Genomic DNA, 25,821 nt, shown 5'->3' with positions numbered 1-25,821 from the left:
TTGCCGTCCCTGCTGAGAAAGTCCCTTTGAACCTGATTGCACCTCCTTTGTTTACTTAGGAGGTCCGAGGTAATCCTCGCGCAGGGAAGCTGGTCCGGCGGCCTGTCGCGTTGTCTCGCGCGATGGCTCCGCCGCCGGAGCCTCGCCCACCTGCCAAACCTTTTGCACTGGAGCAACTGGATGGCACATGACAACGAACTTTCTTCCGCCAACGAGGCGCTGACGCCGCTGCCCGCGTCGCAGCGCGTGTTCGGCTGGCACGACCACGCATCGCTCTGGTTCAGCCTGGGCGTGGGGCTGCTGGTGATGCAGATCGGCGCCTACCTGGTGCCGGCGGTGGGCACGCGCGACGCGGCCATCGCGATCGTGCTGGGCTCGCTGCTCGGCGCCGGCCTGCTGGCCTGGACCGCGCGGCTGGGCTGCGAAAGCGGCCTGGCAAGCGCCGGGCTGATGCACGCCACCTACGGCAGTGCCTTTGCGCGGCTGCCGGTGCTGCTCAACATCGTGCAGCTGGTGGGCTGGACCACCTTCGAGCTCGTCATCATGCGCGAGGGCACGCAGGCCATTGGCCAGCAGGCGTTCGATTTGACGCTCACCGGACCACTGGGCGACGCTCTCACCACGCTGCTCTGGGGCGCGGTGCTGCTGGCGCTGCTCGCGGGTTCCATGGTCAAGCTGGTGCGGCGTTTCGTCAGCCGCTTCGGCCTGCCGCTGGTGGTGCTGTCTCTGCTGTGGCTCACCTGGCAGTTCGCGACGCGGCTCGAGGCCAAGGGGCTGGACGCCTTCTGGGCGCGGCCGGGAGCCGGCGGCATGGGCATGTTCAGCGCGCTCGACCTGGTGATTGCGATGCCGGTGTCGTGGCTGCCACTGGTGGCCGACTATGCGCGTCATGGCAAACGCAACGCGAGCGGGCAACGCGGCCTCGGCAGCGCATTCACCGGCACCTGGCTCGGCTACGCGCTGGCCAACATCTGGTGCTATTCGCTCGGCGTGATGGTCGTGAGCGTGGCGGAGCCGGGCACCGGTCTGGTCACCGCCCTGCTGCTCGCGCAAGGCGGGCTGGTGGCGCTCGGCCTGATCCTCATCGATGAACTCGACAACGCGTATGGCGACGTGTACTCGGGCGCGGTGTCCACCCACAGCCTGCTGCCGCGCTGGAGCGTGCGGCGCTGGGGCCTGCTGCTCGCGGCGCTGTGTACCGCGCTGGCGCTGGTGCTGCCGATGCACACGCTCGAGCCTTTCTTGCTGATGCTGAGCTCGGTGTTCGTGCCACTCTACGGCGTGATCCTGGGGCGGCTCGGCACGGGCCAGGGCATCGCATCAATCGGTGTGCGCCGGGTCGACCTGGGTGCGGCGCTGATCTGGATTGCCGGCATTGCCGCCTATCACGCCTTGGCCAAGTGGGCGCCCCAGTTCGGCTCGGCGCTGCCGACGCTGGCGGCCACATTTCTCTTGGCCTGGATCAGCCGGCCCAAGCCCACGTCTACGACGGCAGGCGGTGCGTCGGCACTGGTGCAAAGCCGTGGTTGAGCGGACCATGGCCTGCGCCGACTCGCACATCCGCCCCGGCCGCCATGGCGCCGATGACATAGGCACGCGCGCGTTCGACGGCCTGGGGCAACCCGAAGCCCAGCGCCAGATGCGCCGCAACGGCGGACGACAACGTGCAGCCCGTGCCGTGCAGGTTGCGGCTTGCGATGCGCCGCGAGGCCAGGCGCTTGCGCGCGCCGTCGTTTTGCAGCAGCACGTCGACCACGTCATCGCCAGGCAGGTGGCCGCCCTTGAGCAGCACGGCATTCGCACCAAGCGCCAGCAGTTCGTCGGCCGCAGCGTCGAGCGCATTGACGCCATCGATGGCATGGCCGATGAGCAAGGCGGCCTCGTCGAGATTGGGCGTGATGACCACGGCGCGCGGGAACAGCTCGCGCACCAGCACCTGCACGGTTTCCGAAGCGATCAGCCGGTCGCCGCTAGTCGCGACCATCACCGGGTCGAGCACCACGTTGGGCAGCCGGTAGTGATCGATGGCCCAGGCCACCACCTCGACCACCTCGGGCGCATGCAGCATGCCGAGCTTGACCGCATCAACGCCGATGTCCTCGACCACGGCCTGGATCTGCGCCTTGAGAAAAGCCGGCGGCACGCCGTGGATGCCAGACACGCCGAGTGTGTTCTGCGCGGTGAGCGCGGTGATGGCCGTCATGCCGTAGCAGCCGAGCGCGGCGAAGGTCTTCAGGTCGGCCTGGATGCCGGCGCCGCCGCCGCTGTCGGAGCCAGCGATCGAGAGCACGCGCGCGTAGCGCAGGGGCGCTTGCGGCGCGTCGGGATGTGCAGCTTGGGTCATGCGGAAAATTATCGGCGAATGGCCCTGCCTTGCTCCCTCCCCTCCCGGGGGAGGGTTGGGGTGGGGGCAAGCGGCGTATCCATGGGGCGCTGTGGCTGCCCCCATCCCGGCCTTCCCCCAGAGGGGGAAGGAGCAAAGCCATGAGCCTGGCATTTCAATCGGCCGCAATCCTTGGCGCGGGCCTCATGGGCCGGCTGCTTGCGGTCACGCTCGCGCAGGCCGGTTGCAAGGTCGAACTGTTCGAAGCCGGCAGCCCTGAGGCCGAAGGCGCCGCCGCGCGCGTGGCGGCTGCCATGCTCGCGCCGCTGGCCGAATCGGCTGTGGCTCCGGTGCCTGTCGTCCGCATGGGGCAGTACGGACTGTCGCGTTGGCCCGAACTGCTTGCGCCCTTGGCACAGCCCGTATTCTTCCAACGCGAAGGAACGCTGGTGCTGTGGCACCGGCAGGACGCCGCCGAAGCCGCGCGGCTCGCGCGCGTTCTGGCACGCACCGGTGCGGAGGTGCCCGAACTCGCCGCGATGCAAACGCTCGATGGTGCCGGCGTTGCCGCGCTGGAGCCGTCGCTCGGCCAGCGCTTCGCACAAGGCTTGTTCCTTCCGGGCGAAGGCCAGCTCGACAACCGCGCGCTCTTGGCTTCCCTGCTCGCCACGCTGCAAGCCAGCCCCGAGGTCACGCTGCATTGGCAGTCGCCACGCGAACCGGGCGATTTTTCTCCGGGTACGCCGGGCCAGCCCGACTGGGTGATCGACTGCCGCGGCCTTGGCGCCCGCCCGCAGTGGAATGCACTGCGCGGCGTGCGCGGCGAGGTCATTCGCGTGCATGCGCCCGAGGTGGCGTTGCAGCGGCCCACGCGGCTGGTGCATCCGCGCTATCCGCTCTACATCGCACCCAAGCCTGGCGGCGTGTTCGTGATCGGTGCGACCGAGATCGAGTCGGACGACATGTCGCCCGCCAGCGTGCGCTCCACGCTCGAACTGCTGAGCGCGGCCTACGCGGTTCACAGCGGCTTCGCAGAGGCTCGCATCCTCGAGATCGCGACGCAGTGCCGACCCACGCTGCCCGACAACCTGCCCGCCATTCGCCAGCCGCACCCGCGCGTGCTGCAGATCAACGGCCTGTACCGCCACGGTTTCATGATTGCGCCCGCCGTGCTCGATGCCGCCATGGAGCTGCTCGTGCAGGGCCACTCCACGCTCGCGCAGAACCTTGGCCTCAAGACATCCGAAGCATGACGATGAACGTCCTGATCAACGACAAACCTTTCACGCTGCCAGACGGTGCCACGGTGGTCGACGCGCTCGCCGCAGTGGGTGCCGTGCCGCCGTTCGCGGTGGCCGTGAACCGGGAGTTCGTGCCGCGCTCGGCCCATGCGGGGCGCGCACTGCAACCCGAAGACCGCATCGAAGTGATCCGCCCCGTGACCGGCGGCTGAACCAACGACCCACAGAGATGGAGACAACCGCACCATGACAACCACATCTTCCGTTCCGGACAACGATCCGCTGGTTCTCTACGGCCAGACCTTCCACAGCCGCCTGCTGCTTGGCACCGCGCGGTATCCGTCGCCGGACCTGCTCGAGGCCGCGGTGAAGCGTGCAAAGCCCGCCATGCTCACCGCTTCGCTGCGGCGCCAGTCCGCGAGCCCGGGCGCAAGCGATAGCGGCAACGGTTTCTGGGAACTGCTGCGCCGGCTCGCCGTGCCCGTGCTGCCCAACACCGCCGGCTGCCACAGCGTGCAGGAAGTGATCGCCACGGCGCAGATGGCGCGCGAGCTCTTCGGCACGCCGTGGATCAAGCTCGAACTGATCGGCGACGACTACACGCTGCAGCCCGACACGCTGAACCTCGTCGATGCCGCATCGCAGCTGATTCGCGACGGTTTCCAGGTGCTGCCCTACTGCACCGAAGATTTGGTGCTGTGCCAGCGGCTGGTCGATGTGGGCTGCCAGGCCGTCATGCCCTGGGCCGCGCCCATCGGCACCGGCCGCGGGCCGGTCAATCCCTACGCGCTGCAGTTGCTGCGCGAACGGCTGAGCGTGCCGATGCTGGTCGATGCGGGTCTCGGCCTGCCCTCGCATGCCTGCCAAGTCATGGAGTGGGGCTACGACGGCGTGCTGCTCAACACTGCGGTGGCACTCGCGCAAGACCCGGTGGCGATGGCTGGTGCCTTCGCTGATGCCGTGCAAGCCGGCCGCGCCGCCCATCGCGCCGGCGCCATGGCTGCGCAAGACTCCGCCCAGCCAAGCACGCCGGTGCTCGGCACGCCCTTCTGGCATCACGCAGCATGATCACATCGAACGACCCTCGGGCTGTTGCCCATGCCATCGTCGCAGCCCACGGGTTGCGCTTCGGCGCCATCACGGCCGCAGCCATTTCGGCGAGCAATTTTTCCTCGGACGATCCGGTGTACCGCGGCGCGAAGCAGGCCTGCTCGGCACTCGGCTTCATCGAGATCGATGCCGAATGCCTCGCGCTCGCGTGGCGGGCACAGACCGTGCGCGAGGGCGCGTTCGAGGCGAACCAATGGCCTGAGACACCGGCCGATTTCGGCCTCCGCGCCTTTCCGCCTTCGGCGCGCGACGATGCCTTCGCGCCCTGCCCCGAACGCCTCGGCCTGTACGCCGTATTGCCCGATGCGCAATGGGTCGACCGCATGGCGCGCGCCGGTGTTCCCACGGTGCAGCTGCGCTTCAAGTCGGACGACGCGGCGGCCATCGAACGCGAAGTGCGAGCGGCTGTCGACGCGGTGCGTGGCACGGGTGCGCTGCTGTTCATCAACGACCATTGGCAGACAGCGATCGCCGCCGGTGCCTACGGCGTTCACCTGGGCCAGGAAGACCTCGATGCGCTCGCGCCCGAACAGGTGCGGCGGATACGCGATGCGGGCCTCCGGCTCGGCGTCAGCACCCACGGTTATGCCGAGATGGTTCGCGCCGATGCGGTGAGCCCGAGCTACATCGCCATGGGTGCGGTGTATCCGACCACCCTCAAGAAGATGGCGACTGCCCCGCAGGGCGTGGCGCGGCTCGCGGCCTATGCGCGCCTGTTGCGCGGCTATCCGCAAGTGGGCATTGGCGGCATCGACGCGGTGCGGCTGCCCGAGGTGCTTGCCACGGGCGTCGGCTCGGTGGCCGTAGTGCGCGCGCTGGTGACAGCAGAAGATCCTGAGGCCACGGCCGCGCAATGGATGGCTGCCATGGGCGCAGCCTCCGCCTGAACAGAACAAGATGACAAAACAAATCCACGCTCCCTCACGTCCGCTGTCACCCATCTCGCATGCAGTGGCTGCCGCCCTCCTTCTGGCCGCCACCTGGGCGCAGGCCCAGCAACAGACAGAACTGCCCGCCATTACGGTGAACGAAAGCAATGCGGCGCCACAAGCCGAGGTGAGTGGCTTCGGCGACGTACCGCTGCGCGAACTGCCCCTGTCGGCCACGGTGATCGGCGGCACGCAGCTTCGCGAGAGCGGCGCACGTCGCCTCGCGGACCTCACGCAGTTCGACTCCTCCGTGACCGATGCCTACAACTCAGCTGGGTATTGGGACTACCTGACGGTGCGCGGCTTCGTGCTGGACAACCGCTTCAACTACCGGCGCGAAGGCTTGCCGATCAGCGCCGAGACTTCGATCCCACTCGACAACAAGGAACGCATCGAGATATTGCGCGGCACCAGCGGCATCCAGGCCGGCACCAGTGCGCCGGGCGGACTGGTCAACTACATCGTCAAGCGTCCCACCGAGCAAGACCTGCGCACGCTGCGCCTTGAAACCACCAGCCGCGGCAGCGTGTTCGGCGCGCTCGATCTCGGCGGGCGCTTCGGTGCGAACCGCGAGTTCGGCTATCGGCTCAACGTGGCGAACGAAAACCTCAAGCCGCTCACGCACAACCTGGACGGCAACCGCAACCTGTTTTCGCTGGCGGCCGATTGGCGCATCACGCGCGATTCGGTGCTCGAGTTCGAGATCGAACGCAGCCACAAGACGCAGCCGAGCCAGAACGGCTTCAGCCTGCTGGGCAACACGCTGCCCGCGCCGGTCGACCCCAAGATCAACCTCAACAACCAGCCGTGGTCGCAGCCCTCGGAGTTCAACGCGCTGACCGGCAGCCTGCGCTTCAGCCAGGCGCTCAATGCCGACTGGCGCTGGAGCGCGCAGATCGGCCAGCAACGGCTCAAGACCGATGACCGACTGGCCTACGCGTTCGGCTGCGGCGCTGAAGGCAACTACGACCGCTACTGCTCGGACGGCACCTTCGACTTCTACGACTTTCGCAGCGAGAACGAGCGGCGCACGCAAACCGCCGGCAGCCTGAACCTCAAGGGCAACGTCATGACTGGCAGCGTGAAGCACGAGTTGGGCTTCGGCCTGCTTGCGAGCCGCGTGCGCAACCGCTTCCAGGACCAGGCGTACAACTACGTCGGCACCGGCAACGTGTGGGCCACGGCCGTGGTTCCGCCGGATCCCACGCTGACGGACGCCAACACCAATCGCGACGAGCGCTCGACCGAGCTCACGGTGCAGGACGCGATCCGCTGGAACAGCCGCCTCACCACCTGGCTTGGCGTGCGCCACACGCGGCTGGACCGCGACAGCATCCGCACCGACGGCACGCGGCCCACGGGCTACAAGGACGGCATCACCACGCCATGGGTTGCGGCGAGCTATGCCATCCAACCCGGGCTCCTGGCCTATGCAAGCTGGGGCAAGGGCGTCGAATCGCAGGTGGTGCCGAACAAGAGTTCGCAATACACCAATGCCGGCGAGGCACTGCCCGCACTGACCTCGCGCCAATGGGAAATCGGGCTCAAAGGCGGAAGCGAAACCTTCGGTTGGCAGCTGGCGTATTTCGACATCAAGCGCCCTATGACGAACCTCGATGCCTGCAACCGGCTCGGCACCACGCCGTGCGACGCGGGCTACGACGGCAGCGCAGTGCACCGCGGCCTCGAAGCGGGTGCGCAATGGAACGCGGGACCATGGCGCCTCGGCGGCAGCGTCACGCTCATCGATGCCAAGCGTCACGGCAGCATTGCCGAACCCGCGACCAACGGCCAGTCGCCCACCAACGTACCCAAGCAGGTGCTGCGCGCGCAGGCCGGCTATCGCGTGGCCTCGGTACCGGGCCTCGAACTGCTGGGGCAGCTTTCGCACGAAGGCCGGCGCAACGTGCTGCCCGATGGCTCCATCACCCTGCCCTCATGGACGCGCGTCGATGCGGTGCTGCGTTACGACACCAAGATGCGCGGTGTTCAGACCAGCTGGAGCCTGGCCGTCGACAACCTGTTCGACCGCCGCTACTGGAAGGAATCGCCCTACCAGTTCGGCCACGTGTATCTCTTTCCGGGCGCGCCCCGCACGCTGCGCCTCGGGCTGAGCGTGTCGCTCTGAATGCGAGCTCCAAAAAATTTTCAGAAATTTATTGCGGTCACATGGGTGCACTCGAAAGGCCCAAAAAATCACGCTATAATCTGAGGCTTGTTCCTCGATAGCTCAGTCGGTAGAGCGCCGGACTGTTAATCCGTAGGTCCCTGGTTCGAGCCCAGGTCGAGGAGCCAAAATAAGCCGCAAGGCCTCTGGATGCCCTGCTACTCAAAAGGTAGCAGGGCATTTCCTTTTGGGGCCGTGCCCAAAGCCTGCGGGCTTTGTTGCTTGGAAATCTCAGCTGTGGTTCCGGCCGCGAGGCTTCATGAGCGCGCCGGCCCCAACACTCAGCTGGTACCTACATCAAGCCAAATCGAAGCAGCAACCGGCATAGTACGGCTTGTCCCCGCCCTCGACAAATGGCACTTCGATTGTCAGGACCTCATTGCGCCAAGCATCGCGGCGCTTGTAGCCAGCGCTTCTGAGTTCGGCCCACAGTTCTTCGACGTGCTGGATGCGATAGGGGCAGAACGCAATGCCGATGCTGTTGATCGTGTAGAGCGTGCGTTCGGGGTGCACCGCCGTCGTGTTCAACACAATGCGTTTCGGCTTTACCGGGAGAACGGCCAGGATTTCACCGATGCGCTGCGGCAAATACTGCAGGCTGCCCGAGGCATACAGCACGTCGCAGCCGCTTGCTTCGCTGTAATTGGTGGTGAAGTCCAACTGGGCGCTCGCGTCGCGCTGAGCGGCCAGTTCCTTCCCTGTTTGCGCCACACCGGGGACGTCGCAGACGGTCCAGCGCAGGTCGTCGGGATACGGCAGAACACGGCGAAATGCGTAGTACTTGATTCCCACGTTGCCACCCAGGTCGAACACGTGCCGCATCCCGTCATTGAACGGTCTTCCCAGCCAAAAAAGGCCCGGATAGTCGTAGAAGTAAATTTGATGGCTGTAGAGCTCACCAGCCGCCTTGGCGTTGCTATACCCCACGGCCTTCGAATCAGGCGCGCCAGCCTCCGCGGCGGCAAAGTTTTCGAACGAGCCCATGAAGAGGTTCTCGGTTTCGTTGACCAGGAACTTGCGCCGATAGGCTTGGATGCGATAACGCAAGGGCAGCAGGTCGGGAAGCAGGTCGGGAAGCATGAACTGGTCTCCTCTCTGGCTAAGACAACACCACTCCGCGGCGCCCTACCGGCACGTCGTCGCGCCGAGTACGCCGAACGGCCAAATCCTAGCGATCCTTTCCGGGTGGAAAGCATGCGTTTTTCGCCCTCGATTCGCCCGGCCTTCAACTCAACGCAGAGCTCCGCATTCGATTCCTGACTAGTTGCACCGTCCTACTCATTCGCCGAGGTTCGTTGAGCATCTTGTTGATTTCCGCGAAACCGTCCTCGGTGATGCGCATCACGGTGGCTGTTCGTGCGGCGTTGTACTTGCCGGCCGCATCTGATGCTGGTGCGATCTCCGCCTCAATGAGACCTGTCGCTTTCAGCACGCTCACATGCTGGACGTCTTCGGATCGCGTCACGACCTTTGGCAAGGTGACGTGCTGCAGGCTCAACAGATAGAACAAGGGCATGGCCGTTACCTCTTCGATGCGTTTGTTGTCGAGATTGGGCGCTTGCTCGCGTCGCTCCTTCGTTGGAGAACTCGAAGGTATGCCACTGCGCTTGTCGGCCTGTCAGACGCCAGCCAGCAACGCTGTAGCCCGCCGCTTCGTGCCTGGCTCGCCAAGAAATTTCCACCGGCAGGTTGTTCCATCCACGTTCCCCAGTGAGGTGGACAATTGCGCCGCTTGTTGCCCGTGTCAGGACAGTGCGTTTCGCCGTGTAGTCACTGTAGAAATTGCGCCGCATGTACGCACGGGCGGTGCGCACTTTCTCCACGGAGACAATCGTCCGGCCACGTCTACAACTTCCCATGACAAATCGCCTCCCAGAGGCAGGAACGGTTTGCAGGACCGGCGGGCGTCCGATCGACATTGCCCTGGAAGGCCAGCTCGCAGAGATCGTGACCAAGACCGATAGGTGAAGTGCCCGGGCTGCACCGGCCCATCGTGCACACGCTGAAGGGCACGAAATACGCCTACGATGGGATCTCGGCGATGCTCAAGCAGGCGCAGGACCGTGTGCGCGAGACACCGAGTTCCACGTAAGACCTGTTAATCCGTAGGTCCCTGGTTCGAGCCCAGGTCGAGAAGCCAAAACGAGCAAGGCCTCTGGATGCCCCGCTACTCAAAAGGTAGCGGGGCATTTCCTTTTGGGGCGCGCTCAAGCCCTCAATTCGCTTCAGTTCTTCTGCGCCAACTGCTCCAGAATGGCCGGATTCTCCAGCGTGGACGTGTCCTGCGTGATCGCCTCCCCCTTGGCGATGCTGCGCAACAGGCGCCGCATGATCTTGCCGCTGCGCGTCTTGGGCAGGTTGTCCCCGAAGCGGATGTCCTTGGGCTTGGCAATGGACCCGATCTCCTTGGCCACCCAGGCACGCAGCTCGTTGGCGATCTGCTTGGCTTCTTCGCCGGTCGGGCGGGCGCGCTTGAGCACCACGAAGGCACACACCGCCTCGCCCGTCACGTCGTCGGGCCGGCCCACCACCGCCGCTTCGGCCACCAGGTCGGTCTTGGACACCAGGGCCGATTCGATCTCCATCGTGCCCAGGCGGTGGCCCGAGACATTGAGCACGTCGTCGATGCGCCCGGTGATGCGGAAGTAGCCGCGGTCGGCACTGCGCACCGCCCCATCCCCGGCCAGGTAGATCGTGCCGCCCATCTCCTCGGGGAAGTAGCTCTTCTTGAAGCGCTCGGGGTCGTTCCAGATGGTGCGGATCATCGAGGGCCAGGGCCGCTTGATGACCAGCATGCCGCCCGCGCCGCTCGGGGAAGTAGCTCTTCTTGAAGCGCTCGGGGTCGTTCCAGATGGTGCGGATCATCGAGGGCCAGGGCCGCTTGATGACCAGCATGCCGCCCGCGCCATTGGGCAGGTCCTTGCCGGTCTCGTCCACGATGGCGGCCATGATGCCCGGCAGCGGCAGGGTGCACGAGCCCGGCACCAGCGGCGTGGCCCCGGGCAGCGGCGTGATCACGTGGCCGCCGGTCTCGGTCTGCCAGAAGGTGTCGACGATCGGACATTGCTCGCGSCCGATATGGCGGTGGTACCACATCCAGGCCTCGGGGTTGATGGGCTCGCCCACCGAGCCGAGGAKGCGCAGGCTCGAGAGGTCCCAGTTCTTCGGGTGCACCTTCTCGTCGCCTTCGGCCGCCTTGATGAGCGAGCGGATGGCGGTGGGCGCGGTGTAGAAGACGCTGACCTTGTGCTTCTCGATCATCTGCCAGAAGCGCCCGGCATGCGGGAAGGTGGGGATGCCTTCGAACACCACCTGGGTGGCGCCGGCGGCGAGCGGGCCGTAGGCGACRTAGGTGTGGCCGGTGATCCAGCCGATGTCGGCGGTGCACCAGAACACGTCYTCGGGCCGGATGTCGAAGGTCCAGTCCATGGTGAGCTTGGCCCACAGCAGGTAGCCGCCGGTGGCATGCTGCACGCCCTTGGGCTTGCCGGTGGAGCCGGAGGTGTAGAGGATGAACAGCGGGTGCTCGGCGTTCACGGGCACGGGCGGGCAGTCGGTGCTCTGGCCGGCCAGGGCTTCGGTGAAGCTCTTGTCGCGGCCTTCGACGCGGGCCCAGGCGGTGGGGGTGCGCTCGTAGACGAACACGGTCTGGATCGAYTCGCAGCCGCCCATGGCGATGCCGTCGTCGACGATGGCCTTGAGGGGCAGCTCCTTGCCGCCGCGCAGCTGGTAGTTGGCGGTGATGACGGCCACGGCGCCGGCATCGATGATGCGCTCCTGCAGGGCCTTGGCCGAGAAGCCGCCGAACACGACGCTGTGGGTGGCGCCGATGCGSGCGCACGCCTGCATGGCGATGACGCCTTCCACGGTCATGGGCATGTAGACGATGACGCGGTCGCCCTTCTGGATGCCTGAGGCCTTCAGGGCATTGGCGAACTGGCTCACGCGGGCGAGCAGTTCCTTGTAGCTGACCTGGGTGACGGCGCCGTCGTCGGCCTCGAAGACGATGGCGGTCTTGTGNCAGGGCATTGGCGAACTGGCTCACGCGGGCGAGCAGTTCCTTGTAGCTGACCTGGGTGACGGCGCCGTCGTCGGCCTCGAAGACGATGGCGGTCTTGTGYTCSACGGGGGTGCCGATGTGCTTGTCCAGGCAGTTGGCGCTGGCGTTGAGTTCGCCGTCGCCGAACCATTGGTAGAARGGGGCGTTGGATTCGTCCAGGGTCTTGGTGAAGGGTTGGGTCCAGGTGAGGTTGTCYTTCGCCAGGCGGGTCCAGAAGCCTTCGAAGTCCTGCTCGGCTTCCTGGCACAGGGCCTCGTAGGCGGCCATGCCGGAGATGCGGGCGCCCTGGGTGGCGCGGGCGTCGGGCGGGAACACGCGGTTCTCGACAAGGACGGATTCGATGTTCTTGGATGCGCTGCTGCTCATTTCTTGTCTCCTGGGTAGGTGCGGCCGTAATGTCGGCGGGCCCACTTACGGGTCACTGACGGGTCCGTCCAGGTCCGATGTTAGTTCGCAGGGTTATCACGAGTCGGTCACGGGGGCACCTCTAGAATCGCCAGTCGTTCCCAACCTCCCGTCCAATGTCCGCTCCCGAATCCTTCGACCGCCCCTCAAAGCCCATTCCCGGCGCCAGCTCACCGCTCCGGCCGCTGCCCAAGCTGATTTTTGCGAGCCGTTGGCTGCAGCTGCCGCTGTACCTGGGGCTGATCGTGGCGCAGGCGGTGTACGTGGTGCACTTCCTGGTCGAGCTGCTGCACCTTGTCGAGGCCGCCTTTGGCAGCAAGGACGCGCTGCAGGCCCTGATCACCAGCATCGGCTACAAAACCACTGCGCCGGTGGGCACGCTCAATGAAACGGTGATCATGCTGGTGGTGCTGGCGCTGATCGACGTGGTGATGATCTCGAACCTGCTCATCATGGTGATCGTGGGCGGCTACGAAACCTTCGTGAGCCGCATGGACCTGGAAGGCCACCGCGACCAGCCCGAATGGCTGAGCCACGTGAACGCGTCGGTGCTCAAGGTGAAGCTGGCCACGGCCATCATCGGCATCAGCTCGATCCACCTGCTGAAGACATTCATCAACGCGGACAACTACACCGACCGCGTGCTGATTGCGCAGACCGTGATCCACATCGCGTTCCTGTTCTCGGCCATGGCCATTGCCTACACCGACAAGCTCATGACGTCGAACGCGCCGCAAGGCAGCGGATCGCACTGAGCCCTGCCCGTTTCTAGCCTGCGTGCGGCAGATCCCACGCGGGCACGTCGGTGAATCGCTCGGCCAGAAAGTCGAGCATCGTGCGCAGCGCGGCCGGCATGTGCTTGCGCGAGGCATACACCGCGTACATGCCCACCACCTGCGGTTCGCAATCGGGAAAGAGCGGCACCAGTTCGCCGGCCTTCACAAGGCCGGCTGTCAGGTAGGTTGGCAGCATCGCAATGCCCGCCCCGGCCCGCGCCAGTTGCATCAGGCTTGCGGCATCGTTGGTCGACAGGTTGCCGCCCACGGCCACCGAGACCGGCTCCCCGTTGTCCTTGCGCGTGAAATTCCAGAGGCTGCGCCCGAAGTACGAGTGCGTGAGGCAATTGCGCTCGGCCAGTTCCTCCACGCGCACCGGCTTGCCGTGTTCCTTCAGATAGCCGGGTGACGCGCAAACCACCGACCGGCAGTCGGTGAGCCGCCGCGCGATCAGGTTGGGATCGATCTCCACCGCCACTCGAATGGCGAGATCGATGCGCTCGTCCACCAGGTTCACCGCCCGGTCGAGCAACACCAGGTCGACCGCCACCCCGGGATACAACCGTACGTAATCGGCCACGGCGCTCGCCAGCTGCGCCTGCGCGAAGGAGGTGCTGGCCGTGATGCGCAATTGACCCCGCGGCGCCTCGGCCGGGTGCCGCACGGCGGCCTGCATGTCGCCCGCGAGTTCGAGCACCTGCCGGCAGCGCGGCAGCAGCTCTTCGCCCGCCGCAGTGAGGCTCAGCCGGCGTGTCGTGCGATGCAGCAGGCGCGCGCCGGTCCATTGCTCGAGTTCGGCCACGTAGCGCGTGACCACCGGCCGGGAAAGATCGAGCTTGTCGGCCGCGGCCGTAAGGCTGCCCGAGTCGACCACCGTGACGAACACGCGCATTGCATTCAATCGATCCATTCGAACGATTTTAGGAATAAACAAACGCGAAATTCGAGGTATTTCTTTCGAAAGCAGAAACCTAAGATGAGCTTCATCGCATCAACTTTTCAGGAGCATTCATGAGCCACATCGCCATCATCGGCGCCACCGGACGCGCCGGCGGCCGCCTTCTCGAGGAGGCCCTCCACCGCGGCCACACCGTGACCGCCATTGCGCGCAAGGCCAGCGAAAAGCTGTCGGGCCGCGCCGATGTAAAGCCCGTCGACGTCGACGTGCTCGACGCTCCCGCGCTCGAAAAAGCGCTGGCCGGGCATGACGCCGTGTTCAGCGCCGCGCACTTCTCCACGGTGCCGCCCGCCGCCATCATCGAGCCGACCAAGCGTGCTGGCGTGAAGCGCCTGCTGGTGGTCGGCGGCGCCGGCAGCCTGTTCGCGGCGCCGGGCCTGAAGGTGATCGACACGCCGAACTTCCCCGAGGCGTACAAGGCCGAAGCCTCCGCAGGCGCCGCTTTCCTCGAGGTACTTCGCAATGAAAAGGAACTCGACTGGACCTTTCTCTCGCCTTCCGCCGAATTCGTCGAAGGCGAGCGCACGGGCAAGTTCCGCCTGGGCAAGGATGATCTGCTGGTGAGTGCCGAAGGCCGCAGCTGGATCAGCTTCGAGGACTTCGCGATCGCGTTCATCGACGAGCTCGAGAAGCAGGCACATTCGCGCCAGCGCTACACGGTCGGATACTGATCGGCCGGCAAACAAAAAAGGACCCACGCGGGTCCTTTTTCATTGGTCGATTCGGTCTTACCGGCCGGTCATGTTTTCAGGAACGACCCACTGGTCGAACTGCTCGGCCGTGAGGTGTCCCGAGGCAATCGCCGCCTCACGCAAGCTCGTCCCCTCCTTGTGCGCCTTCTTGGCGATGTAGGCTGACTTGTCGTACCCGATGTGCGTGTTGAGCGCCGTCACCAGCATCAGCGAGCGCTGCACCAGTTCCGTGATGCGTTCGCGGTTCGGCTCGATCCCCACCGCGCAGTGGTCGTTGAAGCTCACCATGCCGTCGGCCAGGAGACGCACGCTCTGCAGGAAGTTGTGCGCCACCATCGGTCGGAACACGTTCAGTTCGAAGTTGCCCGAGGCGCCGCCGATGTTGATGGCCACGTCGTTGCCGAACACCTGCGCGGCCAGCATCGTGACGGCTTCGCTCTGCGTCGGATTGACCTTGCCCGGCATGATGGACGAGCCGGGTTCGTTCTCGGGAATACTGAGTTCGCCAATGCCGCTGCGCGGCCCGCTCGCGAGCCAGCGAACGTCGTTGGCAATCTTTGTCATGCTGGCCGCGAGCGTCTTGAGCGCGCCGTGCGCATGCACCAGCGCATCGACGCTGGCCATGGCTTCGAACTTGTTGGGTGCGGTCACGAAAGGCAGGCCCGTGAGCTTTGCGAGTTCGGCGGCCACCTGCTCGGCATAGCCCTTGGGCGCATTGAGCCCGGTGCCGACGGCCGTGCCGCCCAGCGCCAGTTCGCACAGGTGCGGCAGCGCCGCGCGCACATGCGCCTCGCCGTGCGCCAGCTGCGCCACGTAGCCCGAGAACTCCTGGCCCAGCGTGAGCGGCGTGGCGTCCTGCAGATGGGTGCGGCCGATCTTCACGATGTCGGCGAAGTCCTTCGACTTTTTCTCCAGCGTGCCGCGCAGCTTGGCAATGGCGGGCAACAGCTTGTGCGTGATGGCTTCGACGGCGGCCACGTGCATGGCCGTGGGGAACACGTCGTTGCTCGACTGGCTGCGGTTCACGTCGTCGTTCGGGTGCACGAGGCGCCCTTCCCCGCGCTCGCCGCCGAGCAGTTCGCTCGCGCGGTTGGCCAGCACTTCGTTGACGTTCATGTTGGTCTGCGTGCCCGAGCCGGTCTGCCAGACCACCAGCGGAAATTCGCCCGGATGCTTGTCCGCAATGACTTCGTCGGCCGCGGCCACGATGGCCTGGGTCTTCTTTTCGTCCTGCAGCCCGAGCGCATGGTTGACCACCGCCGAGGCGCGCTTGACCTGCGCCAGCGCCTTGATGATCTCGCGCGGCTGCTGCTCGCCGGAGATGTCGAAGTTCTGCAGCGAGCGCTGCGTTTGCGCACCCCACAGCTTGTCGGCCGGCACGTCGATCGGTCCGAAGGTATCGCGCTCGGCACGGGTCTTGGGGGAAGTCGTCATGATGAAAAAAGCTCCGCGGTCTTGGATGGTTGCGCCCGCTCAGCGGGCGCGCTGCCGAGTATGGCCTCGATAAGAATGGCTCGCATTTGCCTAGGCTTATTTGCCCCGAGCGCCCGGCCCACGATACGCCCCGGGCTTGACTCGCGTAATGTCAAAAAGTTATAATTGCAGGCTTCAGACGACCAACAAGTCATGTTGGTTGCCCTTGCGCTACTCGCGGATCGCCGAATCCCGTCGCGGTGCAAGGCTCTCCCCGCCGGGCCCTGCCCGGCAACCCGGCCGGATCTTTCCGGCCCCATTGCCACGTCACGCTCATCCAGGCGGCGCCCCTCGACCAGGCCCGCCGCTCTGCGAATGAAGCATCCGGCGGGCACTGGCTTCGTCGCCATGTCGTCTTCAGTGCCTGTCGGCAGCCTTCAAGGCTCGCCGGGCCATTGCACGCGCGTTTTTCACGCGCTCTGTTCGGGCAGCCTCATCGGCTGATGGCGTGGCCGTTGCCGCCCTCCGGGGCGGCGCTGTGTCCAACCATCACACAAGGAGCCCCGGCGTATGGCCAAAGGAATTCTCATCGACCATGTTTTCAAGGTGTTCGGCGACTCGCCCGAACAGGCGCTCGAGCTCGTCCGGCAAGGTTTTTCGAAGAAGGAAATCCTCGCGCAGACGGGCCAGTCGATCGGCGTGTTCGACGCCACCTTCGAGATCCAGGCCGGCGAGGTCTTCGTCATCATGGGTCTCTCGGGGTCGGGCAAATCGACGCTGGTGCGCCTCTTGAACCGGCTGATCGAGCCGACCGCGGGCCGCATCGTGATCGACGGCGCGGACATCAACGAGCATTCGGATGCAAAGCTGCGCGCGCTGCGCCGCAAGGACATCAGCATGGTGTTCCAGTCCTTCGCGCTGATGCCGCACATGACGGTGCGCGAGAACACCGCCTTTGGCCTCGAACTGTCGGGCACCAGCAAGAAAGAACGCCTCGCGCAGGCTGACCTGGCGCTCGCGCAAGTGGGTCTTGCGGGCTGGGGCGACAGCTATCCCGACGAGCTCTCGGGCGGCATGCAGCAGCGCGTGGGCCTGGCGCGCGCGCTGGCTTCCGATCCGTCGATCCTGCTGATGGACGAGGCCTTCTCGGCCCTGGACCCGATCATCCGCACCGAGATGCAGTCCGAGCTGTTGCGGCTGCAGAAGGAGCAGCGCCGCACCATCGTCTTCATCTCGCACGACCTGGACGAGGCCATGCGCATCGGCGACCGCATCGCGATCATGAAGGACGGCCAGGTGATCCAGGTCGGCACGCCCGACGAGATCTTGCGCAGCCCCGCCGACGACTACGTGCGCAGCTTCGTGCGCGGGGTGGACGCGGCGGCGGTGTTCAAGGCGGCGGACATCGCGCGCAAGTCGCTCACCGTGGTCTGCGAGCACCCCGAGCGCGGTGCGCATGCGGCACTCAAGGTGCTGGAAGACCAGGACCGCGACTTCGCCTATGTGACGAGCCCGACCAGGCACTATCTGGGCACCGTGTCGGCCGATACGCTGCGCGCGGCGCTCGACGGGCATAAGGGCCCGCTGGGCCTGCGCCACGCGTTCCTGAACGACCTGGGCGTGATCGAGGCCGACGCGCCGGTGGCCGGCCTGATCGGCCAGGTGGGCCAGGCGCCGTGTGCCGTGCCCGTGGTGGCCGGCGACGGCCGCTTCTGCGGTGCAATCAGCAAGACGACGCTGCTGAAGTTCCTCGACCGCGACACGCCGCCGATCGATCCGGCGCACCAGCCCCAGCAACCCGTCCCTGCTGCGGCCGCCGTGGCCATTGCCTGACCGACTTCGAAGGACCCATTGATGAACGACACCGCACTGCCTTCCGAATTCACTCCCTTGAACGATACCGCCACCGCGGTGGCCCCGCAGGCGACCGCGCCGGTCGACCCGTGGGCCGCACTGTCCGCCGCGCCCGACGCCTCCGCAACGAGCGCCTGGCTCGACGCGCCCGTTGATGCGGCCCGTCAGCTCGCCGGATCGGCCGACGCCACCACCAGCGGCCTCCAGCTGCACCGCCTCTGGGACGGCTCACTGCCCGTCGAATCCTGGATCAACCAGGGCCTGGGCTGGGTGGTCGAGCACTTCCGCCCCTTCTTCCAGACCGTGCGCCTGCCCATCGACAGCACGCTGAACTGGGTGCAGGGCCTGCTGACCGGGCTGCCGACACTCGCCATGATCGCCCTCATCGGCCTGTTCGCCTGGCAGTTCGCGGGCCGTGCGCTCGCCATCGGCACCACGGCGGCGCTGCTGCTCGTGGCCATACTGGGCATCTGGCCCGAAGCCATGGTGACGCTGTCGCTGGTGCTGACCTCGTTGGTCTTTTGCATGGTCATCGGCCTCCCCCTCGGTGTGCTGCTGGCCAGCAGCGACCGCGCCCAGCGCCTCACGCGCCCGGTGCTCGACGCGATGCAGACCACGCCCGCTTTCGTCTACCTGGTGCCGGTGGTGATGCTGTTCGGCATCGGCAACGTGCCGGGCGTGATCGTGACGATCATCTTCGCGCTGGCCCCGCTGGTGCGGCTGACCAACCTGGGCCTGCGCCAGGTGCGGCCCGACCTGATCGAGGCCGCGCGCGCCTACGGCGCCTCGCCGTGGCAGATGCTGGTGAAGGTGCAACTGCCGCTGGCCATGCCGTCGATCATGGCGGGCATCAACCAGGCGTTGATGCTGTCGCTGTCGATGGTGGTGATCGCCTCGATGATCGCGGTCGGCGGCCTGGGCCAGATGGTGCTGCGCGGCATCGGCCGGCTCGACATGGGCCTGGCGACCGTGGGCGGACTGGGCATCGTGCTGCTGGCAATTTCGCTCGACCGGCTGACGCAGGCGATGGGCAAGTCGCGCCGCAGTGCCGGGCGGCGCTGGTGGCACACCGGCCCGGCCGGCTTTGCGCTGCATCTGCTGCAGCGCCTGGTGAGCACGCCCCCGCACCACGCGAGCGAGCCTGTACCGGCCCTGTCCACGCAAGCGCAATGAGCTCCCGCGAAGGATCCAACGCATGAAGAAAACCCGTCTCCACCTCATCGCCCGCGGCCTGCTGGCACTCGGCTTCGTCGCTTTCGGCATGGCTGCGCAGGCCGCCGACGACCTGCCCGGCAAGGGCGTCACCGTGCAGCCGCTCAAGAGTTCGCTCGCCGAAGAGGCGTTCCAGACGCTGCTCGTGATGCGCGCGCTCGAAAAGCTCGGCTACACCACCCTGCCCATGAAAGACCTGGAGCCCGCCACCGAACACCTGGCCATCGCCAACGGAGACGCCACTTTCATGGCCAACCACTGGAGTCTGCTGCACGCCGATTTCTACAAGAACAGCGGCGGCGACGCCAAGCTCTCGCGTAAGGGCGTGTACTCGGACGGCGCCGTGCAGGGCTACCTCATCGACCGCAAGACGGCCGAGCAATACAACATCACCAACATCGCGCAGCTGAAGGACCCGGCCATCGCCAAGCTGTTCGACGCAGACGGCGACGGCAAGGCCGACCTGACGGGCTGCAACCCCGGCTGGGGCTGCGAGCTGGCCATCGAAAACCACCTGGCGGCCTACCAGCTGCGCGACACCGTCACCCACAAGCAGGGCAGCTACGCCGCGCTGATGGCCGACACCATCGCCCGCTTCAAGCAGGACAAGCCGGTGCTGTATTACACGTGGACGCCGTATTGGGTGAGCGCCGTGCTGCGGCCCGGCGCGGACGTGGTGTGGCTTCAAGTGCCCTTCTCGTCCTCCCAGGCCGGGAACGCGGACACGCAGCTTCCGAACGGCAAGAACTACGGCTTCCAGGCCAACCAGGAGCAGATCGTCGCCAACAAGGCCTTCGTCGAGAAGAATCCCGCGGCCGGCAAGCTGTTCGAGGTGATGAAACTGCCGATCGGCGACATCAACGCCCAGAACCTGCGCATGAGCCAGGGCGCCAACACCCAGCAAGACCTGGAGCGGCACACCGACGGCTGGATCCGGGTGCACCGGCCGCTGTTCGACGGCTGGATCGAGGAAGCCCGGGCCGCCGCAAGGTAGCGTAACGGGGCCGGGCGCGGCGGCTGAGATAATCGGGGGGCGTTTCCACACTCCAAAAAACACCCCCCACCATGACGACCACGATCCAGCAGGCCGACCTGATCGAATCGATCAGCGCCGCGCTGCAGTACATCAGCTACTACCACCCCGCCGACTACATCGCCCACCTGGCCAAGGCCTACGAGCGCGAGCAAAGCCCCGCCGCCAAGGACGCCATTGCGCAGATCCTGACCAACAGCAAGATGAGCGCGACCGGGCACCGCCCGATCTGCCAGGACACGGGCATCGTCAACGTGTTCCTCAAGGTGGGCATGGACGTGCGCTGGGGCGGCTTCACCGGTTCGCTGGACGACGCCATCAACGAAGGCGTGCGCCGCGGCTACAACCACCCCGACAACACGCTGCGCGCCTCGGTCGTGGCCGATCCGCAGTTCGACCGCAAGAACACCAAGGACAACACGCCCGCCGTGATCTTCACCGAGATCGTTCCCGGCAACACCGTCGAAGTGACCGTGGCGGCCAAAGGCGGCGGCAGCGAAAACAAGAGCAAGCTGGTCATGCTGAACCCCGGCGACAGCGTGGTCGACTGGGTGCTCAAGACGGTTCCAACCATGGGCGCCGGCTGGTGCCCGCCGGGCATGCTGGGCATCGGCATCGGCGGCACGGCCGAGAAGGCCGCGCTGATGGCCAAGGAAAGCCTGATGGACGACCTCGACATGCACGAGCTGCAGGCCAAGAAGGCTTCGGGCGCCGAACTCAGCAAGGTCGAGGCGCTGCGCATCGAACTGTACGAGAAGGTCAATGCGCTGGGCATCGGCGCGCAGGGCCTGGGCGGCCTGGCGACCGTGCTCGACATCAAGATCAAGATGTACCCGACGCACGCGGCCAGCAAGCCGGTCGCGATGATCCCCAACTGCGCGGCCACCCGGCATGCCCACTTCGTGATGGATGGCAGCGGCGCGGTCTACCTCGACCCGCCTTCGCTCGACCTGTGGCCCGACGTGAACTGGGCGCCCGACGAAAAGAAGAGCAAGCGCGTCGACCTGGACAAGCTCACGCCCGCCGAAGTGGCGAGCTGGAAGCCGGGCGACACCCTGCTGCTCAACGGCAAGATGCTGACCGGCCGCGACGCCGCGCACAAGCGCATTCAGGGCATGCTGGCCAAGGGTGAGAAGCTGCCGGTGGACTTCACCAACCGCGTCATCTACTACGTCGGCCCGGTCGATCCGGTCGGCGATGAAGCCGTGGGCCCTGCCGGCCCGACCACCGCCACGCGCATGGACGGCTTCACCGAGATGATGCTGGCCGAAACCGGCCTGATCGCGATGATCGGCAAGGCCGAGCGCGGCCCGGTCGCCATCGAGGCCATCAAGAAGCACAAGAGCGCCTACCTCATGGCCGTGGGCGGCGCCGCCTACCTCGTGAGCAAGGCCATCAAGACTGCCAAAGTGGTGGGCTTCGAAGACCTGGGGATGGAGGCCATCTACGAATTCGACGTGGTCGACATGCCCGTGACGGTGGCGGTCGACGCCGGCGGCACCAGCGCGCACATCACCGGCCCGGCCGAGTGGCAGAAGCGCATTGCCAGCGGCGAGTTCAAGACCATCATGATGGAAGAAGCTTGAGCTTGATAGGTGTCTTCGACAGCGGCGTGGGAGGGCTCAGCGTGCTCGCCGCGCTGCGCGCCGAACTGCCGCACGAACGCTTCGTGTACTTTGCGGACACGGCCTATGCGCCGTATGGCGAGCGCGGCGATGACTATGTGATCGAGCGCTCGCGCAAAGTGGCCGAGCAGCTCATTCAAGAGCACGGCATCAAGGCGCTGGTGGTGGCCTGCAACACGGCCACGACTGCGGCGATCCACCTGCTGCGCGCCGAGCATCCGTCCTTGCCCATCGTGGGCCTGGAGCCTGCGCTCAAGCCCGCCGTGGCAACGAGCCGCACCGGCCACATCTCGGTGATGGCCACGCGCGGAACACTCTCCAGTGCCAAGTACGCGGCCCTGCGAGATTCTTTCTCTGGGTCCGCGACTGTTCGCGCCGTGCCGTGCGATGGCCTCGTCAAAGCCATCGAGGGCTTCGACACCGCGGGCATCGAAATGCTCTGCGCCCGCTACATGGCCGAGGCCGGCCCCTTTGGACACGCGACGGGCGAAGTCGACACCGTGGTGCTCGGCTGCACGCACTACCCGCTCGTGAAGAGCCAACTTCAGCGCCATGCGCCGCCCGCGCTGCGCTTCATCGACACCGGCGCGCCGGTCGCACAGCAGACCCGGCGCGTGCTGGCCTCTCTCGGCCGCCTGGCAGACGGCGGTGAAGGCGGCCTGCAGCTGCAGGGCAGCGGGGATCTGGCCGTGCTCGAAGCCGCAGCTGCGCACTGGCTGCAGCGGCCGCGGCAAACCGATGCAGCCATGCCCGCCCCAATCCCCACCTGAATTCGATTCGAATGCGCTGCACTTTGCGCCTTGCCTTGCTCCTGCTGTGCCTTTCGGCCGCCGGCCTGAGCCACGCCGCCTGCGAAAGCGGGCTGGCCGAGCGCATGCATGCCAAACTGCATCCGAATCGCCCGCTCGATGAACGGCTGGCCGCCTGCAAGCCATGGCCCGCCTTTCCGGGGCGCAGCATCGTGGTGCTGCCGGTGCCGCGCGAAACGAGCAGCACGGGCGCCAAGGTCTTCGACCTCGAGCTGCTGCTGATCCAGCGGCCCGACAACGGCAACACCGAGCGCGACGTGGTGATCGGCCGCATCTTCCAGCCCGAGGCACTCGACGAAGACAGTGCGACCGCCATCCAGGACATCCGGATCGACACCTCGCGCTATGTGCTGTCTTCCGACACGCGTGCCTTCGGGCTGCGCGTGCGCTACAGGGGCACGGCGCCAGGCAGTTCGGTCGCGAGCGAAACCATCCGCCTCTACGTGCAGCACGGCAGCAAGCTGCGCCAGGTGCTGCCGGAGGTCGAGCTCGACCACGACAGCGGCGGATGGGACAGCAGTTGCACCGGCCGCATCGAGAAACTGCGCACCATGCTGTCGGTCGGCAAGTCGGCGAGCAATGGCTACGCCGATCTGCAATTCGCGCGCACATTGGTCCAGAGCCATGCTCAACTGCAGGAAGACCAGGGCTGCGCGGAGAGGTCCCTGCCCGCGCGGTTCAGCACCGTCACGCTGCGCTACGACGGCGAGCGCTACCGGGTGCCCAAGTCGCTACAGCAGCAGATGCCCTGAGCGGCAGGCCTTATTGGCTGCCTATCGGCTGCGCAAAGCGGCTTCACGGCCGCGGGCCATGTCGATGGGCAGCAACAGCAGCAGCCCCGCCACGAACAGGGCCGCAGTCGAGAGAATGGCGATACGCTGGTTGCCGCCCGCGGCCCACGTGATGGCGCCGTACATCAGCGGACCGATGATGCTCGCCAGGCGCGTGGCGAAGGTCCAGAGCCCGAAGAATTCGGCCAGTTGCCGCGGCGGCGCAAGGTAGCCGGTCATTGCGCGGCCGGCCGACTGGCTGGAGCCCATGGCGAGCCCTGCAATGGCGGCAGCCCACCAGAACGCGCCCTTGGTGGTGGCCATGGCTGCAATCACGCAGACCGCGATCCAAGCCACCAGCGTGCCGGCCAGCGCGAACTTGTGGCCGACGCGGTCTTGCACGTAGCCGAAGGCAAACGCGCCGACCGCGGCCGCAATGTTCAGCACGAAGATCAGCACCATCGTCTCGCTCGCCACGAAGCCGATCACCTGCTCCGCATAGATGGCCGCCAGCGTGATGGCCACCGCCACGCCGCCCTGGTAGCACACGGTGCACACCAGCAGCCACATGAAGTCGCGGTAGGCGCGTGCCTCGCGAAAGGTTGCGCGCAATTGCCGCCAGGCGCTCGGCGCGCCGCCAGCCGTTCGGGGCCGTGCGCGCTCGGGCAGCAGCGCAAACGTTGCGCAAGCGGCCGTGCCGTAGATGGCGGCCGTGATCAGCATCGTGACCGGCACGAAGTGCGAGGCGGGCAGCCCCTTGGCTTGCGAGGACAGCACGTAGGCAAGGCACAAGCCGAGCGCGAGCATGCCGCCGACGTAGCCGAAGGCCCAGCCCCATCCGCTGACCTTGCCCATGCCTTCGGCCGTCGCGAGCTCGGGCAGGAAGGCGCCGGTCAGCGACTCGCCGTACGAATAGAAGGTGTTGGAGACGATCACCAGTCCCATGGCCACCGCGACGCCTGCGGCACCCGAAAAGCTTGGCGTCAGTGCAAGCGAGGCCGTGCCAACCACGCAGCCCGCCGTCGCCACGGCGAGCACGCGCTTCTTGGCCGCGTGGCGATCGGCCCAGGCCCCAATGGCGGGCATGGAGAGCATCACGATGGCGTAGGAGACGCTGAGGGCCGCGGTCCAAGCAAAGGCGGCCCAGGGCGCGCCCTTGGCGATGCCGCCTACGAAGTAGGCGGCGAACACGGCCGTGATGACGACCGTGGTGTAGCCCGAATTGGCAAAGTCGTACATTGCCCAACCGAACACCTCGCGCTTGCGCACGCCGGCATTCAGGGCAGAAGACGGGAACAGCGCCATGCGGCGGTGAATCGCGCGGCGCCTGTGAAAAGGCTGAACCGCGTCAGTGCAGGTGGCGCGGACGGCGACCGCCGCCATGCCCACCACCGCTGCCGCTGCCGCCGGTGCCGCGCGGGCGCTTGCCGATCTCGAGCGAATTCACGAGTGCATCGAAGCGGTCGCTGAAGAGGCGATCGATCTCCGACACCACGCCGCCGAGTTCGGCGCCATCGAAGTGGCGCTCCATCAGGTTGACCACGTCTTCCACCAGCAGGTCGCGCTGCACCTGCATGATCGCGGCCGGATTCGGGCCGACGAACAGCATCAGGAAATCGTCGCGCGACTCTTCGTCGGGGTCGCCCTCTTCCTCATCGAAGTCGGTGTCGTAGAAGGTGACCTCGATGGCGGCACCGCGCTCCGACAATTCATTCAGGGCCATGCACATCTCGTCGAGTGCCTGGCGGAAGTCGTCGTCTCCGGGCACCGTCCAGCACATCTGGAGCATGTGGTCCTTTTGCTCGAAACGGATGCCGGGCTCTTCTTCGTAGGTGCTCGTGGCGCCGTCGGCCAGCGACTTGGCGCCCGAATAGGCCCACAGTGGCTTGAGTGCTTCCTGGATCTGGTCGAAGGTGACGTCAGACCGCAGCGGCACGTCGCCGTGCACATGGATTTCAAATGGAGCGTTGTAACGAGGCATGGAGTGCTCCCTTGTCTAAGTATGGTGCCCGGAACGGGGGTCGAACCCGTATGCCCCGATTAAGGAAGCGGCGGATTTTAAGTCCGATGTGTCTACCAATTTCACCATCCGGGCCTCGGTTTGAACATCGACGATAACCCAAACGAAACGAGCCCCGGCAACGCAGGTTGGCGGGGCTGTTTTTTTGATGGAGGGTGGATCGAATTGATCAGGAGAGGTGGAGGCGCGACCCGGAGTCGAACCGGGCTAGACGGATTTGCAATCCGTTGCATAACCGCTTTGCTATCGCGCCACGCTGCTGAAAACGAAATCGAACTCGCGAAAAAAAGGGAAGCAGTGCTTCCCTTTTTCAAAACTGGAGCGGGAAAAGAGTCTCGAACTCTCGACCTCAACCTTGGCAAGGTTGCGCTCTACCAACTGAGCTATTCCCGCGTTTCGAGCCTCGAATTATAGAACACTTTTT

General features: G+C 66.0%; 22 protein-coding genes, 4 tRNA genes and 1 pseudogene. 15 read left to right on the top strand and 12 right to left on the bottom strand.

Annotated features, from left to right (window positions below):
- Positions 1–180 precede the first annotated feature (180 nt).
- Positions 181–1,530 carry a purine-cytosine permease family protein gene (locus tag ASC78_RS22100; RefSeq protein WP_055806288.1) on the top strand — a complete coding sequence of 450 codons (1,350 nt, stop codon included), beginning with the start codon at positions 181–183 and terminating at the stop codon, positions 1,528–1,530.
- Here ASC78_RS22100 and thiD read toward each other — a convergent pair.
- On the bottom strand, positions 1,484–2,344 hold the full coding sequence (gene thiD, locus ASC78_RS22095) for a bifunctional hydroxymethylpyrimidine kinase/phosphomethylpyrimidine kinase (RefSeq protein WP_055806284.1): 861 nt from the start codon (positions 2,342–2,344) through the stop codon (positions 1,484–1,486). The genes ASC78_RS22100 and thiD overlap by 47 nt on opposite strands.
- Positions 2,345–2,484: 140 nt before the next feature.
- On the opposite strand from thiD, the gene ASC78_RS22090 reads away from it, so the two are divergent.
- The 6 genes from ASC78_RS22090 (at position 2,485) to ASC78_RS22065 (ending at position 7,898) form a co-directional block, all read left to right on the top strand.
- Complete coding sequence (locus ASC78_RS22090) at positions 2,485–3,576, top strand: FAD-dependent oxidoreductase (protein WP_055806281.1); 1,092 nt, start codon at positions 2,485–2,487, stop codon at positions 3,574–3,576.
- Positions 3,573–3,776, top strand: a complete 204-nt coding sequence (thiS, locus tag ASC78_RS22085) for a sulfur carrier protein ThiS (RefSeq protein WP_055806278.1) — start codon at positions 3,573–3,575, stop codon at positions 3,774–3,776. Before ASC78_RS22090 ends, thiS begins: the two co-directional genes overlap by 4 nt.
- A 34-nt stretch (positions 3,777–3,810) precedes the next feature.
- A complete protein-coding gene (locus tag ASC78_RS22080; RefSeq protein WP_055806275.1) occupies positions 3,811–4,632 on the top strand; it encodes a thiazole synthase in 822 nt (273 codons plus the stop codon).
- A complete protein-coding gene (gene thiE / locus ASC78_RS22075) occupies positions 4,629–5,561 on the top strand; it encodes a thiamine phosphate synthase (RefSeq protein WP_055806272.1) in 933 nt (310 codons plus the stop codon). Before ASC78_RS22080 ends, thiE begins: the two co-directional genes overlap by 4 nt.
- Positions 5,562–5,571: 10 nt before the next feature.
- Positions 5,572–7,731, top strand: coding sequence for a TonB-dependent siderophore receptor (locus tag ASC78_RS22070; protein WP_055806269.1), 2,160 nt, complete (start codon positions 5,572–5,574; stop codon positions 7,729–7,731).
- 91 nt (positions 7,732–7,822) lie between these two features.
- A tRNA-Asn gene (locus tag ASC78_RS22065) sits at positions 7,823–7,898 on the top strand.
- A 169-nt stretch (positions 7,899–8,067) separates the two neighbouring features.
- Here the strand turns inward: ASC78_RS22065 and ASC78_RS22060 are convergent.
- The 4 genes and pseudogenes from ASC78_RS22060 to ASC78_RS28130 all read right to left on the bottom strand — a co-directional run.
- A complete protein-coding gene (locus tag ASC78_RS22060) occupies positions 8,068–8,850 on the bottom strand; it encodes a TIGR04325 family methyltransferase (protein ID WP_235505172.1) in 783 nt (260 codons plus the stop codon).
- A 145-nt stretch (positions 8,851–8,995) separates the two neighbouring features.
- A complete protein-coding gene (locus tag ASC78_RS22055; protein WP_055806266.1) occupies positions 8,996–9,286 on the bottom strand; it encodes a hypothetical protein in 291 nt (96 codons plus the stop codon).
- A gap of 709 nt (positions 9,287–9,995) precedes the next feature.
- A pseudogene (locus ASC78_RS22050) lies at positions 9,996–11,790 on the bottom strand (acetate--CoA ligase); the annotation flags it as partial.
- 1 nt (position 11,791) lies between these two features.
- On the bottom strand, positions 11,792–12,196 hold a 405-nt coding region (locus ASC78_RS28130; RefSeq protein ID WP_443082742.1), incomplete at its 3' end, for an acetyl-coenzyme A synthetase N-terminal domain-containing protein.
- A 155-nt stretch (positions 12,197–12,351) separates the two neighbouring features.
- Between ASC78_RS28130 and ASC78_RS22045 the strand changes: the two genes are divergently transcribed.
- Complete coding sequence (locus ASC78_RS22045) at positions 12,352–12,990, top strand: YqhA family protein (protein ID WP_055806262.1); 639 nt, start codon at positions 12,352–12,354, stop codon at positions 12,988–12,990.
- 13 nt (positions 12,991–13,003) lie between these two features.
- On the opposite strand, the gene ASC78_RS22040 is transcribed toward ASC78_RS22045, so the two are convergent.
- Positions 13,004–13,921, bottom strand: coding sequence for a LysR family transcriptional regulator (locus ASC78_RS22040; protein ID WP_055806261.1), 918 nt, complete (start codon positions 13,919–13,921; stop codon positions 13,004–13,006).
- 101 nt (positions 13,922–14,022) lie between these two features.
- Between ASC78_RS22040 and ASC78_RS22035 the strand changes: the two genes are divergently transcribed.
- Positions 14,023–14,640, top strand: coding sequence for an NAD(P)-dependent oxidoreductase (locus ASC78_RS22035; RefSeq protein WP_055806259.1), 618 nt, complete (start codon positions 14,023–14,025; stop codon positions 14,638–14,640).
- A 57-nt stretch (positions 14,641–14,697) separates the two neighbouring features.
- Here ASC78_RS22035 and fumC read toward each other — a convergent pair whose 3' ends face one another.
- A complete protein-coding gene (gene fumC, locus ASC78_RS22030) occupies positions 14,698–16,095 on the bottom strand; it encodes a class II fumarate hydratase (RefSeq protein ID WP_055806256.1) in 1,398 nt (465 codons plus the stop codon).
- Positions 16,096–16,644: 549 nt separating this feature from the next.
- Here fumC and proV point away from each other — a divergent pair.
- From proV to ASC78_RS22000, 6 genes are all read left to right on the top strand, one after another.
- Positions 16,645–17,907, top strand: a complete 1,263-nt coding sequence (gene proV, locus ASC78_RS22025) for a glycine betaine/L-proline ABC transporter ATP-binding protein ProV (protein WP_055806254.1) — start codon at positions 16,645–16,647, stop codon at positions 17,905–17,907.
- 21 nt (positions 17,908–17,928) lie between these two features.
- Positions 17,929–19,101, top strand: coding sequence for a glycine betaine/L-proline ABC transporter permease ProW (proW, locus tag ASC78_RS22020; protein ID WP_055806251.1), 1,173 nt, complete (start codon positions 17,929–17,931; stop codon positions 19,099–19,101).
- A 22-nt stretch (positions 19,102–19,123) separates the two neighbouring features.
- On the top strand, positions 19,124–20,134 hold the full coding sequence (proX, locus tag ASC78_RS22015) for a glycine betaine/L-proline ABC transporter substrate-binding protein ProX (protein ID WP_082517627.1): 1,011 nt from the start codon (positions 19,124–19,126) through the stop codon (positions 20,132–20,134).
- Between the two features lie 71 nt (positions 20,135–20,205).
- Positions 20,206–21,759: a fumarate hydratase gene (locus ASC78_RS22010; RefSeq protein ID WP_055806250.1), complete on the top strand. Its 1,554-nt coding sequence runs from the start codon at positions 20,206–20,208 to the stop codon at positions 21,757–21,759.
- Positions 21,756–22,568 carry a glutamate racemase gene (murI, locus tag ASC78_RS22005; protein WP_055806247.1) on the top strand — a complete coding sequence of 271 codons (813 nt, stop codon included), beginning with the start codon at positions 21,756–21,758 and terminating at the stop codon, positions 22,566–22,568. The genes ASC78_RS22010 and murI overlap by 4 nt, the downstream gene beginning before the upstream one ends.
- Before the next feature lie 11 nt (positions 22,569–22,579).
- A complete protein-coding gene (locus ASC78_RS22000) occupies positions 22,580–23,359 on the top strand; it encodes a hypothetical protein (protein ID WP_200934348.1) in 780 nt (259 codons plus the stop codon).
- Positions 23,360–23,380: 21 nt separating this feature from the next.
- Here the strand turns inward: ASC78_RS22000 and ASC78_RS21995 are convergent, their stop codons facing one another.
- The 5 genes from ASC78_RS21995 to ASC78_RS21975 form a co-directional block, all read right to left on the bottom strand.
- Complete coding sequence (locus ASC78_RS21995; RefSeq protein WP_055806242.1) at positions 23,381–24,682, bottom strand: MFS transporter; 1,302 nt, start codon at positions 24,680–24,682, stop codon at positions 23,381–23,383.
- Positions 24,683–24,725: 43 nt separating this feature from the next.
- Positions 24,726–25,358, bottom strand: coding sequence for a DUF6806 family protein (locus tag ASC78_RS21990; RefSeq protein WP_055806239.1), 633 nt, complete (start codon positions 25,356–25,358; stop codon positions 24,726–24,728).
- 22 nt (positions 25,359–25,380) lie between these two features.
- Positions 25,381–25,472, bottom strand: a tRNA-Leu gene (locus tag ASC78_RS21985).
- Between the two features lie 104 nt (positions 25,473–25,576).
- Positions 25,577–25,650, bottom strand: a tRNA-Cys gene (locus ASC78_RS21980).
- A gap of 64 nt (positions 25,651–25,714) precedes the next feature.
- Positions 25,715–25,790: transfer RNA gene (locus tag ASC78_RS21975), tRNA-Gly, on the bottom strand.
- Between the last annotated feature and the right edge of the window lie 31 nt (positions 25,791–25,821).

Source organism: Variovorax sp. Root318D1 (assembly GCF_001424835.1).
Classification (GTDB): domain Bacteria; phylum Pseudomonadota; class Gammaproteobacteria; order Burkholderiales; family Burkholderiaceae_C; genus Variovorax.
Note: the sequence above shows the minus strand (reverse complement) of the source record. Positions and strands in the feature narration are given on the sequence as shown.

What these genes read in the sequence shown, in the direction of transcription:
- ASC78_RS22100 (WP_055806288.1), top strand. Translation starts at nt 181, where the DNA reads ATGGCACATGACAACGAACTTTCTTCCGCCAACGAGGCGCTGACGCCG.
- thiD (WP_055806284.1), bottom strand. Translation starts at nt 2,344, where the DNA reads ATGACCCAAGCTGCACATCCCGACGCGCCGCAAGCGCCCCTGCGCTAC.
- ASC78_RS22090 (WP_055806281.1), top strand. Translation starts at nt 2,485, where the DNA reads ATGAGCCTGGCATTTCAATCGGCCGCAATCCTTGGCGCGGGCCTCATG.
- thiS (WP_055806278.1), top strand. Translation starts at nt 3,573, where the DNA reads ATGACGATGAACGTCCTGATCAACGACAAACCTTTCACGCTGCCAGAC.
- ASC78_RS22080 (WP_055806275.1), top strand. Translation starts at nt 3,811, where the DNA reads ATGACAACCACATCTTCCGTTCCGGACAACGATCCGCTGGTTCTCTAC.
- thiE (WP_055806272.1), top strand. Translation starts at nt 4,629, where the DNA reads ATGATCACATCGAACGACCCTCGGGCTGTTGCCCATGCCATCGTCGCA.
- ASC78_RS22070 (WP_055806269.1), top strand. Translation starts at nt 5,572, where the DNA reads ATGACAAAACAAATCCACGCTCCCTCACGTCCGCTGTCACCCATCTCG.
- ASC78_RS22060 (WP_235505172.1), bottom strand. Translation starts at nt 8,850, where the DNA reads ATGCTTCCCGACCTGCTTCCCGACCTGCTGCCCTTGCGTTATCGCATC.
- ASC78_RS22055 (WP_055806266.1), bottom strand. Translation starts at nt 9,286, where the DNA reads ATGCCCTTGTTCTATCTGTTGAGCCTGCAGCACGTCACCTTGCCAAAG.
- ASC78_RS22045 (WP_055806262.1), top strand. Translation starts at nt 12,352, where the DNA reads ATGTCCGCTCCCGAATCCTTCGACCGCCCCTCAAAGCCCATTCCCGGC.
- ASC78_RS22040 (WP_055806261.1), bottom strand. Translation starts at nt 13,921, where the DNA reads ATGGATCGATTGAATGCAATGCGCGTGTTCGTCACGGTGGTCGACTCG.
- ASC78_RS22035 (WP_055806259.1), top strand. Translation starts at nt 14,023, where the DNA reads ATGAGCCACATCGCCATCATCGGCGCCACCGGACGCGCCGGCGGCCGC.
- fumC (WP_055806256.1), bottom strand. Translation starts at nt 16,095, where the DNA reads ATGACGACTTCCCCCAAGACCCGTGCCGAGCGCGATACCTTCGGACCG.
- proV (WP_055806254.1), top strand. Translation starts at nt 16,645, where the DNA reads ATGGCCAAAGGAATTCTCATCGACCATGTTTTCAAGGTGTTCGGCGAC.
- proW (WP_055806251.1), top strand. Translation starts at nt 17,929, where the DNA reads ATGAACGACACCGCACTGCCTTCCGAATTCACTCCCTTGAACGATACC.
- proX (WP_082517627.1), top strand. Translation starts at nt 19,124, where the DNA reads ATGAAGAAAACCCGTCTCCACCTCATCGCCCGCGGCCTGCTGGCACTC.
- ASC78_RS22010 (WP_055806250.1), top strand. Translation starts at nt 20,206, where the DNA reads ATGACGACCACGATCCAGCAGGCCGACCTGATCGAATCGATCAGCGCC.
- ASC78_RS22000 (WP_200934348.1), top strand. Translation starts at nt 22,580, where the DNA reads ATGCGCTGCACTTTGCGCCTTGCCTTGCTCCTGCTGTGCCTTTCGGCC.
- ASC78_RS21995 (WP_055806242.1), bottom strand. Translation starts at nt 24,682, where the DNA reads ATGGCGCTGTTCCCGTCTTCTGCCCTGAATGCCGGCGTGCGCAAGCGC.
- ASC78_RS21990 (WP_055806239.1), bottom strand. Translation starts at nt 25,358, where the DNA reads ATGCCTCGTTACAACGCTCCATTTGAAATCCATGTGCACGGCGACGTG.